The sequence below is a fragment of the Gynuella sp. genome, assembly GCF_050297175.1.
GTDB lineage: Bacteria > Pseudomonadota > Gammaproteobacteria > Pseudomonadales > Natronospirillaceae > Gynuella.
On sequence record NZ_JBNKSF010000020.1, the window covers coordinates 1 to 16108 of the forward strand.

Annotated in this window: 13 protein-coding genes; 12 read left to right on the plus strand and 1 reads right to left on the minus strand. The window is 44.5% G+C overall.

The genetic code is table 11. The annotated features are described in order from the left end of the window. From ACQY6I_RS08345 to ACQY6I_RS08365, 5 genes are all read left to right on the plus strand, one after another. Positions 1 to 191: hypothetical protein (locus ACQY6I_RS08345; RefSeq protein ID WP_428241017.1), on the plus strand; the 191-nt coding region annotated here is incomplete at its 5' end. Continuing rightward, the gene (locus tag ACQY6I_RS08350) at positions 188 to 667 is read left to right on the plus strand and encodes a hypothetical protein (RefSeq protein ID WP_428241018.1); all 480 of its coding nucleotides are present in this window, start codon (positions 188 to 190) and stop codon (positions 665 to 667) included. The genes ACQY6I_RS08345 and ACQY6I_RS08350, both read left to right, overlap by 4 nt. Beyond that, entirely contained in the window at positions 664 to 1137 is a 474-nt protein-coding gene (locus ACQY6I_RS08355; protein ID WP_428241019.1) for a hypothetical protein, read from the plus strand. The genes ACQY6I_RS08350 and ACQY6I_RS08355 overlap by 4 nt, the downstream gene beginning before the upstream one ends. A gap of 828 nt (positions 1138 to 1965) precedes the next feature. Beyond that, entirely contained in the window at positions 1966 to 2397 is a 432-nt protein-coding gene (locus ACQY6I_RS08360) for a hypothetical protein (RefSeq protein WP_428241020.1), read from the plus strand. A gap of 2 nt (positions 2398 to 2399) precedes the next feature. After that, on the plus strand, positions 2400 to 2741 hold the full coding sequence (locus tag ACQY6I_RS08365) for a hypothetical protein (protein ID WP_428241021.1): 342 nt from the start codon (positions 2400 to 2402) through the stop codon (positions 2739 to 2741). Between the two features lie 595 nt (positions 2742 to 3336). On the opposite strand, the gene ACQY6I_RS08370 is transcribed toward ACQY6I_RS08365, so the two are convergent. Next, positions 3337 to 5220 carry a sigma-54-dependent Fis family transcriptional regulator gene (locus ACQY6I_RS08370; RefSeq protein WP_428241022.1) on the minus strand — a complete coding sequence of 628 codons (1884 nt, stop codon included), beginning with the start codon at positions 5218 to 5220 and terminating at the stop codon, positions 3337 to 3339. Positions 5221 to 5629: 409 nt separating this feature from the next. On the opposite strand from ACQY6I_RS08370, the gene ACQY6I_RS08375 reads away from it, so the two are divergent. From ACQY6I_RS08375 to ACQY6I_RS08405, 7 genes are all read left to right on the plus strand, one after another. Further along, complete coding sequence (locus ACQY6I_RS08375; protein ID WP_428241023.1) at positions 5630 to 6718, plus strand: ABC transporter ATP-binding protein; 1089 nt, start codon at positions 5630 to 5632, stop codon at positions 6716 to 6718. A 2-nt stretch (positions 6719 to 6720) separates the two neighbouring features. Continuing rightward, entirely contained in the window at positions 6721 to 7818 is a 1098-nt protein-coding gene (locus tag ACQY6I_RS08380; RefSeq protein WP_428241024.1) for an ABC transporter ATP-binding protein, read from the plus strand. Continuing rightward, positions 7815 to 8684, plus strand: coding sequence for a carbohydrate ABC transporter permease (locus ACQY6I_RS08385; protein ID WP_428241025.1), 870 nt, complete (start codon positions 7815 to 7817; stop codon positions 8682 to 8684). Before ACQY6I_RS08380 ends, ACQY6I_RS08385 begins: the two co-directional genes overlap by 4 nt. A 90-nt stretch (positions 8685 to 8774) precedes the next feature. Further along, complete coding sequence (locus tag ACQY6I_RS08390) at positions 8775 to 9575, plus strand: carbohydrate ABC transporter permease (RefSeq protein WP_428241035.1); 801 nt, start codon at positions 8775 to 8777, stop codon at positions 9573 to 9575. 14 nt (positions 9576 to 9589) lie between these two features. Then, positions 9590 to 9862: a DUF2160 domain-containing protein gene (locus ACQY6I_RS08395; protein ID WP_428241026.1), complete on the plus strand. Its 273-nt coding sequence runs from the start codon at positions 9590 to 9592 to the stop codon at positions 9860 to 9862. 254 nt (positions 9863 to 10116) lie between these two features. Then, the gene (locus tag ACQY6I_RS08400) at positions 10117 to 11844 is read left to right on the plus strand and encodes an ABC transporter substrate-binding protein (protein ID WP_428241027.1); all 1728 of its coding nucleotides are present in this window, start codon (positions 10117 to 10119) and stop codon (positions 11842 to 11844) included. 952 nt (positions 11845 to 12796) lie between these two features. Continuing rightward, on the plus strand, positions 12797 to 15739 hold the full coding sequence (locus ACQY6I_RS08405) for an EAL domain-containing protein (protein WP_428241028.1): 2943 nt from the start codon (positions 12797 to 12799) through the stop codon (positions 15737 to 15739). The last annotated feature ends 369 nt before the right edge of the window (positions 15740 to 16108 follow it).

Sequence of the window (16108 nt, forward strand, 5' to 3'; positions counted from 1 at the left end):
GGACATATATGGACGACCGTACCCCTGCAGCGATTGCAGCGAGAACCACAGTTGCAGCGGTCGTTGGGGGAACAGCTTCAGTGATTGGTGGCGGGAAGTTTGAAAATGGGGCCAGAACCGCAGCGATGGCGCATTTGTTGAGTGCTGAGACGACTGCGGGTGCACAAAAGGGCAGGCTGCTCTTGATTTGATTAGTGAGCACAAAGATACAATTATAAGTGCTGCTAGGGCGATGGGAGTAGATCCCCAGCATGTGGCTAGCATCATATTTCAGGAAAAGTACCATGGCGTTTGGGCTAGCTTAAAAAATGGGCCTGCGTGGGCAATGATTGCAGCCGGGGCTAATGATGCCAGTGTCGGTTTAGCGGAAATGGATATAAATACTGCGGCTCGTCTTTTGGATGTGAATGTGTCCACAATGAGTGGAACCACAAGAAATCAAATAATAGGGCTTCTAGCAAATGATCAGTCTGCTATATCTCTAATTGCGTTAAATGTTGCTAGTTTTCAAACAGCGCTTGGCCGGCCAGTTACTCTACAGGAAGCAACTTATGGACATAATGCGGGGGTAGCTGCTTTGGTTAGAGATTTACCGATCGTTCAAGGCTCTCCAATTTCTAGGCGGTCATGGGGACATCAGGGCGCAATTTCGGATGCCTTAAGGTGATGGTGGTTGATGTGAAATATTTCAGATTTATAGTTATTTTTTTAGCATTTTCCGAAACGCTGCTGAGTCTTTTGTTTTATAAATTTGGCGGTTTGTATTTCTATCTTGACGAGCGATCTGAAGTGATGCCTGTCAGTAGTTTGGTAAGCCAGGGTGGCGGAGAAGATTTGCTGATTGGTATTGGGTGTGTTCTATTTTCTATTTTGGGTGTTTTTAATATTGTTCGCTCAAAATTCAGAGTTGGAAATGCTGATATTTTTACTTTATTTATTGTTTTGGTTGTTCAGTCCGTATCGCTGGCGATGATTGAAGTGGCTTCTTTCTCAATCAGTATCGATCAAGCGCACGGCTGGATGTTGTCGATGTGGTTTATTGTTTACGCTTCTCTATGGAGCGCACTTTTTGTATCTATCGTCAATAAGATTAGTGGTGGTCGTTTACTGTCAGGAGGGCCGAGCGCTGTTGTTTAAGTCTTACAGCTGCAGCGCTGATAATTAGGATCTCAAACAGAAATGACCAATGAAAAACAAAGTTTAAAATCCAGTGTGAATACTGGCTTGGCACGGTGATCAGGTGGTAGGAACTATTGGTAATGGGGAAAATAAAAAGGACGTCCATAAACTTGTTAGTAATAAAAAGGACATCCATAAATTTGTTCTGATATGAAAAAATTATTCCATGATTTAGATTGCAAAAATGAAATGAAGTGAGAGGGTGTTCAAAATTCTGTGTCAGCTAAAAGTCACAAAGGCAATTTACTTTTGATTCAAAAACTGATGTAGAATAAATAAAAGGACATCCATAAACTTGTGGTAGAGAATAACTATGGAATATGACCTTAACGCATTAATAAATTTCATCATATTATCGTCTTTTGCTATATGTTGGATAATAGCATTTGCATCGATATTATATATGATGTCTGCGTGGGTATTTATGTTCGAAGATGCAAAGGAATCTGGAAAATTTTGGGTCTCATTTTTCCCCATATTTTTATTTAATGACTCAATACTAAGCAGTGCGGGTAAAAAAAGGAGAAAAAATTTTTTCAAGGCTTCTATCAGCTTTTTGTTTAGTATATTGATAGTTACGATTCTCATATATTCTGGAATACTGAAATAAGTTGGCCTACTATTAAATATTCTGAGGAAATTTTAACCACACAAGACCAATAGGGATAAGCGTCAAACTAAGCCCGTCCTATCCGATGATCGCGGAAGCAAATAACCTAGCGAGGAGCAAGATAAAAAGGACACCTACAAACTTGAATTCCTCTCGCCGTCCTGCAAAGGGGGATTTTGGACAGAAATATAGACAAGTTACTCAACAAGCTAGGTTTTGACGTGCCAAACTTACCGGATTTGGATTTCTCAGTATCATTACGGGTTCAACCTGCTATAAGCCCTGAAGGGTTTGATATGGACATCGTGATTATTAGAAGAGCAGTAGGGTCAGAAAATTTTGCAATGCAAGCGAAAGGAGCTGTGAATTTCAATATAGGAACTATCCAATATGTTGCTGGTAGCGGTGGCAAAATTGGTATTTTTGCAGACAGAGTAGGTGTATCCGCTTCTCTTGATGAGTCAGGAAATATAACGGGAGCTAGTTATGGGCGAGGACTTGGAGTTGAGTTCTCTGGTGCTCTTGAATCATCATCAAATTGGACTCTCTTTACCGGTTATACTAGCTTTGGCTGTAAGTCTAATGAATATATGTGTGGTGGAGAATAACTATGGAATCTGATCTTAACGCATTGATAAATTTCATCATATTATCGTCTATGTTTACATCCTGGATAATAGCATTTGCATCGATATTATATATGATGTTTGCGTGGGTACTTATGCTTGTAGATGCAAAGAAATCTGGAAAATTTTGGGTCTTACTTTTTCCTGTATTTTTGTTTAATGACTCAATGCTAAGCAGTGCGGGTAAAAAAAGGAGGAAATTTTTTTTCAAGGCTTCTATCGGCTTGTTGCTTAGTATATTGGTACTTTCTACTTTCGCATATTCTGGAATAAGTTGGTCTACTATTAAATATTCTGAGGGAGTTTTAACCATAGGAAACCAATAGGGGTAAGCGTCAAACCAACCCCATCCTATCCGATGATTCCAGAAGCAAATAACCTAACGAGGACAAGATAAAAGGATACCCACAAACCTGAACTCCTCTCGCTGTCATATAAGGCGGTGATTTTGGACAGAAATGCTTTTTGTCCAAAGTGCTGATGATATCAGCTGCTCTTTTTGTATCCGTATCGGCCAGTGCTTTATCTTGCAGTGAGAACAATCATTGTAGTGGTGTCGTTCCAAAGATATATCATATTGATTCGAAAGGAATGGTGTACTTGGGAGTAGAGGGTAAAATTCCGTCGACATGCTCATGGTATACTAGGCAATTTACCTTTGACTCAAAAACTGATGCCGGAAAGTCAATGTTGTCGTCACTGCTATCCATGATTGCTCAGAAGCAGAAAATTATGATCTGGTACTCCCCGGTTGATTCAAGCCTGTCTGATTCTGATCAAACAAGTGGTTGTACGCCGGAGACAATGGCGAAGGTGACTGGTTTGGGAGTTGGAGGTCTCTAGGTTTTTATTATTTTTTGGCGTCTTTGGCCGGGTAGCGTTGTCAATGCAGTTATGAGCAAACCGGCCAACATAAGTTTTTTATATGCCGCGAATATATTTATAAACCGTATTACGGCTGACTCCTGCGGCCTTTGCGGTTTGTGATACGTTGCCATTCATTTCCTGATAAATTCTTGTAATCCTGGTTTCCAGTTCGTCTTTATATTCTGTGTTTTTAATCGGTTGATTTGTTTGTATGTTAAAGGCTGGGCTGTTGTTGAGGTCATCATAAAAGTCGTCTGGTAGATGCCAGTCTTCCATTTGCTCTCCATCTGCCATGGCGAGTGCGACGCTGAGTACGCTGGTTAACTGACGGATGTTTCCGGGCCAGGGGTGGGCGGTGAATTGATTAAGCAGGTCCGGGCTTAGTGGGATAAATGGTTCTTTGTGAATTTCACATAGACGTTGATGAACGTATTTGATCAGTGCACGTTTGTCTTGTCGTTGCCTGAGTGCTGGTAATTCGAGATTGAGGCCGGAGATTCGATAGTAAAGGTCTTCACGAAACTTTCCTTCCCGCACCTGTTGTTTGAGATGGCGATTGGTTGCTGAAATCAGTTTGATATCGACGGGGTAGGATTCTGTGGAACCCAGTGGTGTGACTTTCCGTTCTTGCAGCACTCTTAATAAGCGAGATTGTACATGGCCCGGCATTTCACCTATTTCATCGAGAAATAAAGTGCCCCGATGGGCTTTGCGAATCAGGCCGATGGAGCCTTTGCTGTTGGCACCGGTGAAGGCCCCTTTGTCGTAACCGAACAATTCTGATTCAACCAGATCCGCTGGAATGGCAGCGCAGTTGACGGCCACCAGTGCGCCTTTGCTGCGACTGGAGTGATAGTGCAGTGACCGTACAAAGACTTCCTTACCGCAACCGGTTTCACCATGTACCAGTATCGGAATATCTTTTTCAATAATACGGCTGGCCTGTTTGATCATTCGTGCCATTTGTTGATCGCCGTGTTCCAGCTCGTTCAATGGTACAACATCTGGTGGCAATTCAGGATTGGTTTCGGTGCTGTTGTTTTGAGTCTCTGGTTGCTTTTGAGGCTGACGAAAGTCCGGTACCTTGAGGGGTTTGTTTTTGGGTTTTTGAACCAACAGGTGAATGTGGTATTTGCCCATGGCATTCACTTCCAATGGAATGCCTTCCGGTTGACATCGCAATTCATGCAGATGGCAGTTAAATATCTGCTCTATTTCGACCAGCGCAAGATTATGAGCCAGTAGTATTTCAGCGCGCCTGTTGGCGGAAATTATCCGTCCAGTGTCATCGATCGCAATCAGGCCGGACCAGGGACTGTGCAGGGAGCTGACATTGGTGTTAAACGTAATCAGCAAATGGTCTCGGGCAAACGCATTGTAGATCAGCCGGTTTTCCACCGTTAACGTCATGAGTTTGACCATGCCAAGAGTGTGGTCTTGCGGAAGATAGGCATCCGACGAAATATCCAGCACGCCGATCATTTCTTTGTGGGTATTAAAAATAGGAGCGGCGGAACCGACCATGTAACGATTGGCCCGTAGAAAGTGTTCTTCTCTGCCAACCTGCACCGCCTGGCCAGTGGCAATGGCGGTACCAACGGCATTGGTGCCAGTACCACACTCCATCCACTGGTTACCCACCTTAAGCTCTGCTTGATGAGGCAGTAGAAAGCGTTGTTCTCCCCAGGTGCTTAATACATGGCCATTAGGGTCCGCCAGCAGAATGAGACATTTGGAGTTTGCCAGAATATGACCGTAATACGGCAGAACATCTTTTTGGGTGGTATGAATCAGTGTGTGGTGCTGGTCGAGCAGCGAACTGATGTCTCCCTTATTCAGAGTGCCATATGTCGGCTGGCTGTTATGTTGCAAACCATAATGTTCACATCGTTGCCACGAAGCCTCAATCAGTTCCTGATGAGAGAGTTCCCGGTTCATGTTGTTTTCCCGCTGTTTTTATTGGTCCGTATATAACACCAAGTTTTTTATTCTAATGGCCGGTTTTAGATATAAGCCAATTGTCGTAACGGACTGCTATATCTGAATACAGTTATCTTGTTGTTATTGTGTCTGACTGTTCAGAGAAGTGTTCAAATGGTGTTTTTGTTTTGAACAGTTGTCAACAGGTTTTTCGTTTTTGAACATTTTTGTTTTTATTTTCATATCTCTCCAATCGATTGGTTTTTCTGGTTAACTCATTGATTTTAATAACACTCTGAAGTTTTAGTGAACGAATAATTCAGCTTGGCCCGCGCTTTGCTCCAGGTTAAAAATGTTCGAATCTGTTGAATCGAACAATTCCGAAAAAGTAACAATAACAACGGAATCAACCATAGCGGGTTTATTTATGAGTTTTGAATTACAGAACGTCAGTCGAACGGTCGATGGCGTCTATTGGATCGATCATGTTGATCTGACCCTTGAACCGGGTTCCTTTAATGTTTTTCTTGGTCGTACCCTGGCTGGTAAAACCACACTGATGCGTTTGATTGCAGGGCTGGATCGTCCTTCAGAGGGGCGTATTTTTATGAATGGTGTGGATGTGACCGGTGTTCCGGTGAAAGACCGTAATATTTCCATGGTTTACCAGCAGTTTATCAATTATCCCAATCTGACGGTCTACGAAAATATTGCCTCACCATTGCGACTGGCCAACCTGAGTGAGTCCACTATCCGTCAGCGTGTCCAGCAGACCGCCGAAATGTTGCATATTGAACAGTATCTGGATCGTCTGCCACTGGAGTTGTCTGGTGGTCAACAACAGCGCACAGCGATGGCCAGAGCACTGGTGAAAGATGCTTCCATTGTGTTGTTCGATGAGCCACTGGTAAATCTCGATTACAAGTTGCGTGAAGAGTTAAGACAGGAACTCCGAGAGTTGTTCAAAGAGCGCAATACGATTGCCATCTATGCCACGACAGAGCCCAATGAAGCGCTGGCGTTGGGCGGCACTACAACCGTTCTCCATGAAGGCCGGATGTTGCAGCATGGGCCGACTGCGGATGTTTATCATCACCCTAACGATATTCTGACCGCAGAAATGTTCAGTGAACCACCCATTAATGTGGTCAGTGGCTGTGTCACTGAATCAGAGGTGTCCTTCGATGAACAGGTACATTTTCCGTTAAACCAGGACCTGCGCCAGTTACAGCCAGGAAAATATCGATTTGGTGTACGGGCTTCGCATATTTCTCTGGTGCCTCAGAATGATGATGACCTGGAGTTGTCTGTAAAAGTGGATCTGGCGGAGATCAGCGGATCAGAGACGTTTCTGCATGTACGTAATGACTATATGAGCCTGGTATTACATCTGTCCGGTGTTCACGCCTATGATGTGGATGATGATTTGAATGTCTATTTTCCCACCCACAAGCTTTATACATTTGATCTGGACGGCCGTATTGTACAGTCGCCATCGCAGCGGTTGAGGATGTAATCATGGCGGAAATCCGTTTATCACAGCTGGCACACAGCTACAGCAGCGCACCGCAATCTGACAGTGATTATGCAATCCGGCAAATGGATCATATCTGGGAGCAGGGGGGGGCGTTCGCACTATTGGGTCCATCCGGGTGTGGCAAGAGCACCATGCTGAATATTATTTCCGGACTGCTGGCCCCCTCAAATGGGGAAATCATGTTTGATGGTCAGGTGGTTAATCATATGACGCCGGAACAGCGAAATATCGCCCAGGTATTTCAGTTTCCGGTCGTCTACGACACTATGACTGTATTCGATAATCTCGCATTCCCTCTGCGCAATGTGAAAATCGCCGAACATAAAATCAAAAGCAAAGTGCATGAAATCGCCAATATTCTGGAACTGACACCGCTGTTGAATAAAAAGGCCAAAGGCCTTAGTGCGGATGAAAAACAAAAGGTTTCCATGGGACGCGGGCTGGTACGTGATGACGTCTCTGCCATTCTGTTTGATGAGCCACTGACCGTGATCGACCCTCATTTAAAATGGAAGTTGCGCCGTAAACTCAAGCAGATCCATGAGCAGTTCAATATCACGATGGTTTACGTGACTCACGATCAGTTGGAGGCTTCTACCTTCGCGGACAAAATCGCCGTGATGTACAACGGTCAGATTGTGCAGTTTGGAACGCCAAGGCAGTTGTTTGAAAGTCCCAACCATACCTTTGTCGGCTTTTTTATCGGCAGTCCCGGTATGAATCTGGTAAGCGTGGAAAAGTGTGAAGGTGGAGTATGTTTCGGTCAAACCCGTATCGCGTTGTCAGAACAACTGCTCTCTCGTCCTGAATTCATTAATTGTGAAAATCTCAAAGTGGGAATACGACCGGAATTTGTCCATGTCTGGGATGAACCTAATGATGATGCCTATGTTGCAGAGGTCAAATATGTCGAAGATCTCGGCACCTACAAAATCATGACCTTTGTGCTTGATGGTGTGGACATGAAGGCGCGTTTGCAGGAAGACCAGAAGGTACCGCACGGTCAGGCTTATATCAGCTTTCCGGAGCAATGGCTGAAGGTGTATGTCGATGAGTTTTTGCTGGAGGAAGCATCATGAACAAGGTTGAAAACAATAAAGCCTGGTTACTGGTTTTACCGGTGTTTCTGATTGTCGCATTCTCGGCCATTATCCCGTTGATGACTGTAGTGAATTATTCTGTACAGGATATTTTTGATCAGAACACCCGTTATTTCGTGGGCACGGAATGGTTCCGGCAGATCCTCCTCGATACGCGGTTGCATGAGGCACTGCTGCGTCAATTTATCTATTCCCTGGCGGTGCTCGCGATTGAAGTGCCATTGGGGATTGCGGTTGCATTGGTCATGCCTTCCGGTGGTCGGTGTTCTTCGGCAGCGCTGATTCTGATTGCCATTCCCTTACTAATTCCCTGGAATGTGGTGGGAACGATCTGGCAGATTTTCGGCCGTGAGGACATCGGTCTGTTCGGCTGGACGCTCAATCATATCGGTTTGGATTACAACTATGCCGGTGATCCAGTAGATGCCTGGCTAACTGTTTTGTTGATGGATGTCTGGCACTGGACATCACTGATCGCGTTGTTGTGTTACTCGGGGTTGCGTGCCATTCCGGAAGTGTATTATCAGGCTGCCCGTATTGACCGTGCATCACGTTGGGCGGTATTCCGGTACATTCAACTGCCAAAGCTGACGAACGTATTGATAATTGGTGTGCTACTGAGATTCATGGATTCATTCATGATCTACACCGAACCATTTGTTTTGACGGGTGGTGGTCCTGGCAATGCCACTACTTTCCTGAGTCAGTCGTTAACCAAGATGGCGGTTGGTCAGTTTGATCTGGGTCCAGCGGCGGCGTTTTCGTTGATCTATTTTCTGATCATCCTGCTGATGTGCTGGCTGTTTTACACCACCATCATGACAATCAGCAGAGACGATAAATAGGAGTGTGTGATGTCACAACAAACTGTCAGTGTAAATCACAGTGAACGCTCAATACAGAGTAATATCCGAAACCGTTCAGGACGACGCATTATGATACAGAAATCCAGAATAGGACTGCTTGCGTATATCGCCTTTGTGCTGATTCCTATCTATTGGTTATTGAATATGTCATTCAAAACCAACGAAGAAATTCTGGGCGGGCTAAGTGTTTTTCCACAGCACTTTACTTTCGCCAATTACATTAAAATCTTCACTGACCCGAGCTGGTATCTCGGTTATGTTAATTCCATTTACTACGTATCCTTAAATATGGTTTTGAGTGTGGTTGTGGCATTGCCGGCCGCATATGCTTTCAGCCGCTATAAATTTATCGGTGACAAGCACATGTTTTTCTGGTTGCTGTCCAACCGTATGGCACCGCCGGCGGTATTTCTGCTGCCATTTTTTCAGTTGTATTCATCGGTTGGGCTGTTTGATACCCACATTGCCGTGGCACTGGCGCATTGTCTGTTCAACGTGCCGTTGGCGGTATGGATATTGGAGGGTTTTATGAGTGGTGTTCCCAGAGAAATAGACGAGACCGCATATATTGATGGCTACAGTTTTCCAAAATTCTTTATCAAGATTTTTATCCCTATGATTCGTTCTGGTATTGGTGTCACGGCATTTTTCTGCTTTATGTTTTCATGGGTGGAGCTGTTGTTGGCGAGAACGTTGACAGCTGTGGATGCCAAGCCTATTGCTGCAGTGATGACCCGTACGGTTTCGGCTTCCGGGATTGATTGGGGGGTCCTGGCTGCTGCAGGTGTGTTGACCATTTTGCCAGGTATGTTAGTGATCTGGTTTGTCCGCAATCATGTGGCTAAAGGGTTCGCCCTTGGCCGGGTATAAGCGAGGGTAAGATTATGAACTGGATGGCCTGGACATTGCCAACGGCCGTTTTTTTTACGGCAATAGCATTGATACTGACTGCAATGACCGTATGGGAATTTGCGTCACCCAGCATAGAACGAAGAGGTTTTCTGCCACTTAAGACCAGCCGTGGCGACAGGCTGTTCATTGGTTTGTTGAGCAGTGCATATATTCATCTTGTTTGGTTACTGTTGACAGAAACGGCTCTGTGGCCGGCAACGGTTATTTCTGTTGTCTGGATGGCCATTGTGATGCGCTGGGGGTGACCGCATACCAGATTTAGAGAACCTCTGAAAAATGGCTTATTTTCGTGTAGGACGTTGTCAGGCCCCGTCTCACATCCTCGTTTACGTCAGTAAATTGCGGTGTTGCGAGTGGTACTTCCTCGCCTGCATCAACACTATTCCTATTTTTCAGAGGCCCCTTAGAATTTTGATTGACGTTGTGCGTTGCCACGACTCTCAAAGTATGGAGTAACGGCGTAGGGATACATCCACTAATAAGAACAATGAGGCAGATTATGGACAACCATTATAAAACAAAGAGCCTGCTAACCGTTGCGATAACCCTCGCAATGGGAGTCAGTACTCTTTCCTGGGCGGATCAATACAGTGATGCAGCGAAGAAGTGGGTGGATAGTGAATTCACTGATTCGACTCTTACAAGAGAGCAACAATTACAGGAAATGGCCTGGTTTACCAAAGCCGCGCAAAAATTCCGAGGAATGGAAATTAATGTTGCATCTGAGACGATTACCACCCATGAATATGAATCCAAGGTACTGGCCAAGGCATTTACCGAAATCACCGGTATCAAGATCACTCATGATTTAATTCAAGAAGGGGATGTCGTAGAGAAATTACAAACCCAGATGCAGTCGGGTCGGAATATTTACGATGGTTACGTAAACGATTCGGATTTGATCGGTACTCACTTTCGTTATGGCAAGGTCGTTCCCATTTCGGACATGATTAAAGGGGATGGTAAAGATTATACCTTACCCACGCTCGATCTGAACGATTTCATTGGTCTGTCTTTCACCACCGCGCCCGATGGAAAAATATATCAGTTGCCAGACCAGCAATTTGCCAATTTGTACTGGTTCCGTTATGACTGGTTCAACCGACCGGACCTGAAGAAACAATTCAGGGAGTTGTATGGGTATGAACTGGGTGTCCCAAAAAATTGGTCGGCCTATGAGGATATCGCAGAGTTTTTCACCGATCATGTTAAAACGATTGATGGTCAGCGTGTTTATGGCCACATGGATTATGGAAAAAAAGACCCCTCACTGGGATGGCGTTTTACTGATGCCTGGTTCTCCATGGCAGGTGCAGGTGATAAAGGGCTACCTAACGGTTTACCGGTAGACGAGTGGGGTATTCGGGTTGAAGGTTGTCGTCCAGTCGGTTCGAGTGTTTCCCGGGGCGGTGCGACCAACGGTCCGGCGGCTGTTTTTGCAACGACCAAGTACGTGGATTGGTTACGCAAATATGCTCCTCCGGAAGCTCAGGGGATGACTTTTTCTGAATCCGGTCCGGTTCCGGCGCAGGGCAATATCGCTCAACAAATATTCTGGTATACCGCATTTACTGCAGATATGACCAAACCAGGATTGCCGGTGGTCAATGAAGACGGTACGCCAAAATGGCGTATGGCTCCATCACCTAAAGGGCCATATTGGGAGCCAGGTATGAAACTTGGTTATCAGGATACCGGTTCATGGACATTTATGAAGTCGACGCCGGTTGATCGCCGTTTGGCTGCCTGGTTGTATGCTCAATTTACCGTATCAAAAACTGTGTCACTGAAGAAAACATTGATTGGTCTAACGCCTATTCGCGAGTCTGATATCGTTTCGGAACAAATGGCCAAAGCGGCTCCGAAGCTGGGTGGCCTGGTGGAATTTTACCGTAGCCCAGCGCGTGTGCAGTGGACACCAACCGGTACCAATGTGCCAGATTATCCGAAACTGGCACAGTTATGGTGGCAATATATTGCTGAAGCGGCCAATGGGGAAAAATCACCTCAGGCGGCACTTGATGGATTGGCAGCGGCACAGGATAAGGTGATGATGCGTTTGCAGCGGGCGAATGTTCAGGGCGAATGTGGTCCAAAGCTGAATCCTGAAGTAGATCCGGCTGTCTGGTTGAATAAACCCGGTGCACCAAAAGCAAAACTGGCTAATGAGAAGCCACAGGGTGAAACGGTTTCATACGATGACCTGATCAAATCCTGGGAACAATAAACAAAAAAAACGGCGGGAACTTTTCGATCCTGCCGTTCTTTTTTATCCCGCCCTCGTTATTAATCATACTACCTGGCGACAGAACTGTTGGTTGATCACAGAAGAAAACCAGACAGGATTGTTCCGTTGTATGTATATAGCGTGAAGATATCCCCCACAAGACAGATACATGCTTTAAGATAGAAAACTTAGGATGCTTCTGAAAATGGTCTATGTTCGTGTAGGGCGGCTGTCAGCTCGACACACACTCTCTAATTCTCATATATCCCAGCAAACTACGGTTTAGAGTCGCTTGCCTCAAACAATTTTGATTATTCATAAATCCACATATTTATTAATGATATTTTTAAGGGACCTCTAAAAATAGGAGTAGTTTTGATGCAGGCGAGGAAGCACCACTCGCAACACCGCAATTTACGGGTGTAAATGAAGATGTGAGACGAGTGCCGACAACGCCCTACGCGAAAAAAAAGGCTATTTTTCAAAGGTTCCTATGAGTACACCTTTTTCAGGCCATACGTAGTATGGAATTTTTATTCGGCCTATGGGGATATATTTATGGGAAAAGCATTCGTTATTTTTTCCCAGTCGTAAAAATAGAACAGTACTCTGTGGTTCTGGTATTTTTGGGTTTTATATATTTTGATTTAATTGTGACTGGCAGAAATATCGCTAACTAAGCTTGCGGATTTACATGGAATATTCTTCTTTATTGCGTGATCTTTCACTGAATTTTGTCGTGTTCATGATTTAATTGTTAGCATGATTGTTAAATATAAATGTTCGAGTCGAAAACTAAATAGGTTGCTAAGTAATCGGCTACAATTAATGAATGTTAAACGAAATGTTCTGAATAATATCGATGGTTTGGAAGGTTAATCAGAAGTTCATTAAAAAACAGAGAGTGTAATTCTTTGTTGTACCAGGCAGGAAATCTGGATGGGATTCTCATATGAGAGGTTGGTTACAATATTTCTCGACCCGTATACGTTATAAGTTGTTTGCTGGTGCGCTTGCATCGGCCCTTTTTGTTGGTTTGACTGGTGTGGTCAGTTGGCGGTTTATCGAGATATTTACCAGTGCAACCGCTGTTGCCGGTGAAGTTAATCTGCCATTGTTGAGTCATTCCATGGATGCAACAAATGCCATTCATGAATTGACAGGAGCAACCGAAAGGCTGTTTTCGAGCTGTAATGCGATCGATAGCTCCTATATGCTATCGGCGCAATCCAGTCTCAATAGCAGTCTTGCCTCTGTCGATACACTCCTAGTATTTTTGAATCAAGTTCCTTTACAGGCACATACTGACAGTATCCATCAAGCCAGAAGTCGTTTGTACCAGGCATTTACAGATCTGTTGCAATCATGTGAGATGCAAAATTCATTGCAGCAACAACTGCAACAACAACAAAAGTTAGTGCTGACTAATATCGATTTGCTTGATCGCACATCGGATCAAGCGATGATAGAACTGACTTCGCAACTTATGCGAAAGCCGGACGAAAAGGCTATGGCCCACGACAACTATACGTCGTTCTGGCCGATACTGAATTCTTTTGTCCACCTCAAAGACCATACCCGCGATATTCAAAACAGCTTCCTGAAACTGGTCTCAGGGATTCCAGATAATGAGAAAAAAAGATGGTTTGCTGACTACCGGAATTTGATAACTCAGCTCAGTAATGAAACAGAGAAGGCACAACGTTTATTAACACAGGTTGATGAACATCTCACTGATTTTAAAGCGGTTGAACCCCTAGAGACACTCACGCTATCTGTTCAGCGCATTCAGGATATCTGGCAGAAACAAACAGCCTTACGAGTGGATATGCAGGTTAATCAAGCTGCCGCAGATTCGGCCAGACTCACAATGATCTCTACCTTGGAAACACTCGAGTCGAAAATCAGAGCCAACTATATCGATACAAATGCGTCCAAAAACCGGGCTGTGATTGAAGCTGGTTGGACGCTCACGCTTGTGGCATCCATAGCGTCAGTCGTATTGCTGTTGTCCGGTTTCTATTTGTTCCGTCGATTGCTGCAACCTTTAGAACGAATGGAACAACACGTTAACACCGTTTTGACTGACGGCGAGCCATCCCAGCCTGTACTGGAAAAGCTGACCGAGCGGCGTGACGAAATCGGTATGCTGGCAAATTCATTTCAGACCTTGCTTGCGGAATTGGGCTGGACAGGTTTGAAGACCCTGACTGGCGAGCAGGTGAAAATCAACAAGCAATATGAAAGATTATTAATAGCACTGGAAAGCATCCCTCAGGGGATTTGTCTGGTGGATGCATCTGATCGTGTGTTGATATGTAACCACCATTTCAAGGCTATCTATTGTCTGACAGATCAACAGATTCGTGAAGGAATGCCAATCCTCGATGTCGTAACTGCGTGCCAAGATAACGGCGCGGTATTTAATATGTGCAAACAGGAAAAAAATGGAGATCCGGTACCTGCGGGATTTTCATTATCACAGCAAATGATTAATTTCCGCGACGAAAAAATTATCGTGGTTAGAACTGCTGAAACTGCCGAGGGTGGTCGGATATCGATACATGAAGATGTCACTGAACGTCAACGGCAGGAAAAACAGATCACCTATCTGGCCCACCATGATGCGTTGACCGGATTAGCAAACCGGACATTGTTTCGCATCGAATTTAAAGACGTTCTGGATACACTCAATAGCGGCCAACATGTTGCGTTGTTATACCTGGATCTTGATTGCTTTAAAATGGTCAATGATACGATGGGACACCCAATAGGAGACCGGTTATTGGTTCACGTTGCAGAGAGGTTGCGGGTATGTCTGCGTGATACGGATAAGGTCTGTCGTTTTGGCGGGGATGAATTTGCTGTTTTGTTGACACAGCATTCTGATCAGGAAAGTGCCGTAATGATATCCGAAAGGATAATTCAAACTATCAGTCAGCCTTACAATATCGAAGGACAAAGTATTCTCATCGGTATATCCATTGGTATCGCTATTGCCCCAATCAATGGAAGCGACCCCGACAGGCTGATCAAATGTGCAGATATGGCGTTGTATCGTGCCAAACAGAAAGGACGAAAGACTTATTGTTTTTTTGAAGTGGCAATGGATGCTCAGGTTCAGTCTCAGCGAGCATTGGAGGTGGACTTGCGGATGGCGGTAGAACAGCGGCAATTGGAGTTATATTATCAGCCGCAAGTGAGTACTCTTAATCATCAAATTGCCTGCTTTGAAGCGTTGTTACGCTGGCATCATGCCGAACGTGGTCCCATTGCACCTGATGAGTTTATTCCCGTTGCAGAGGATACCGGACTGATCGTTCCAATAGGTCGCTGGGTGTTACTACAGGCCTGTCAGGATGCCAGGAAATGGCCGGAAAGCGTTTCTGTGTCGGTCAATATCTCACTGGTACAGTTTCGTACTGAGAAATTATTAACAGATGTAAAGGCTGCATTGTCAGTATCCGGACTCAATCCCAAAAGATTGGAATTGGAAATCACCGAAGATATTTTATTGCACGATACTTTCAACACACTAACGACGCTGACAGAAATCAGCCAGATGGGTGTGCAGATTTCGATGGACGATTTTGGAACCGGATACGCCAGCCTGAGTTACATTCAGAAATTCAAATTTGATAAGGTCAAAATTGACCGGTCTTTTGTGAACGATCTGGTTTGTTCGAAAGACAATCAGGCTATGGTACATGCCTTATGCCGGCTATGTATTTCTCTGGGTATTGGCACCGTTGCCGAAGGTGTTGAAAACCTCTGGCAATTAAAGTTATTGGAACAGGAAGGGTGTACCAATATGCAAGGTTACTATTTTGCCAGGCCGATGCCCGCTGATCAGGCCGCTATTGCACTCGAAAAGCAAATACACCATATTCGATAATTAACGAAATGTATCGGGGTGTTATAGAGCCTATCGGTAACCAGATGCAATGTTCATGTAGGCATTCAAATCTACTCAAATCTATTCATCGTGGTCTTTCACGACCAATCATAGAAGTATTTCAAAATCCCTCTTTGGCGAGTCTGTCATGATCTGTTACTTTGCCCTTTTTTACTGACATTATACAAAAATGTCTTGATCCTACTTAAAACCAACGAGGATTTCACAAGTCATTAGTCTTTTCTTCAAAGTGTCATAAAAATGAAAAATTTATCTCATATTTGAAAAATATTTTTGCTCTCATGATTTTGAATGTCATGAATATTGTTGCCAAATATCTATACATATCGCTTTTCAGTACCCGTACGA

Bases quoted from the DNA above. Each gene is read 5' to 3' on its own strand.
- ACQY6I_RS08365 (WP_428241021.1), top strand. From the start codon at position 2,400: ATGGAATCTGATCTTAACGCATTGATAAATTTCATCATATTATCGTCT.
- ACQY6I_RS08370 (WP_428241022.1), bottom strand. From the start codon at position 5,220: ATGAACCGGGAACTCTCTCATCAGGAACTGATTGAGGCTTCGTGGCAA.
- ACQY6I_RS08375 (WP_428241023.1), top strand. From the start codon at position 5,630: ATGAGTTTTGAATTACAGAACGTCAGTCGAACGGTCGATGGCGTCTAT.
- ACQY6I_RS08380 (WP_428241024.1), top strand. From the start codon at position 6,721: ATGGCGGAAATCCGTTTATCACAGCTGGCACACAGCTACAGCAGCGCA.
- ACQY6I_RS08385 (WP_428241025.1), top strand. From the start codon at position 7,815: ATGAACAAGGTTGAAAACAATAAAGCCTGGTTACTGGTTTTACCGGTG.
- ACQY6I_RS08390 (WP_428241035.1), top strand. From the start codon at position 8,775: ATGATACAGAAATCCAGAATAGGACTGCTTGCGTATATCGCCTTTGTG.
- ACQY6I_RS08395 (WP_428241026.1), top strand. From the start codon at position 9,590: ATGAACTGGATGGCCTGGACATTGCCAACGGCCGTTTTTTTTACGGCA.
- ACQY6I_RS08400 (WP_428241027.1), top strand. From the start codon at position 10,117: ATGGACAACCATTATAAAACAAAGAGCCTGCTAACCGTTGCGATAACC.
- ACQY6I_RS08405 (WP_428241028.1), top strand. From the start codon at position 12,797: ATGAGAGGTTGGTTACAATATTTCTCGACCCGTATACGTTATAAGTTG.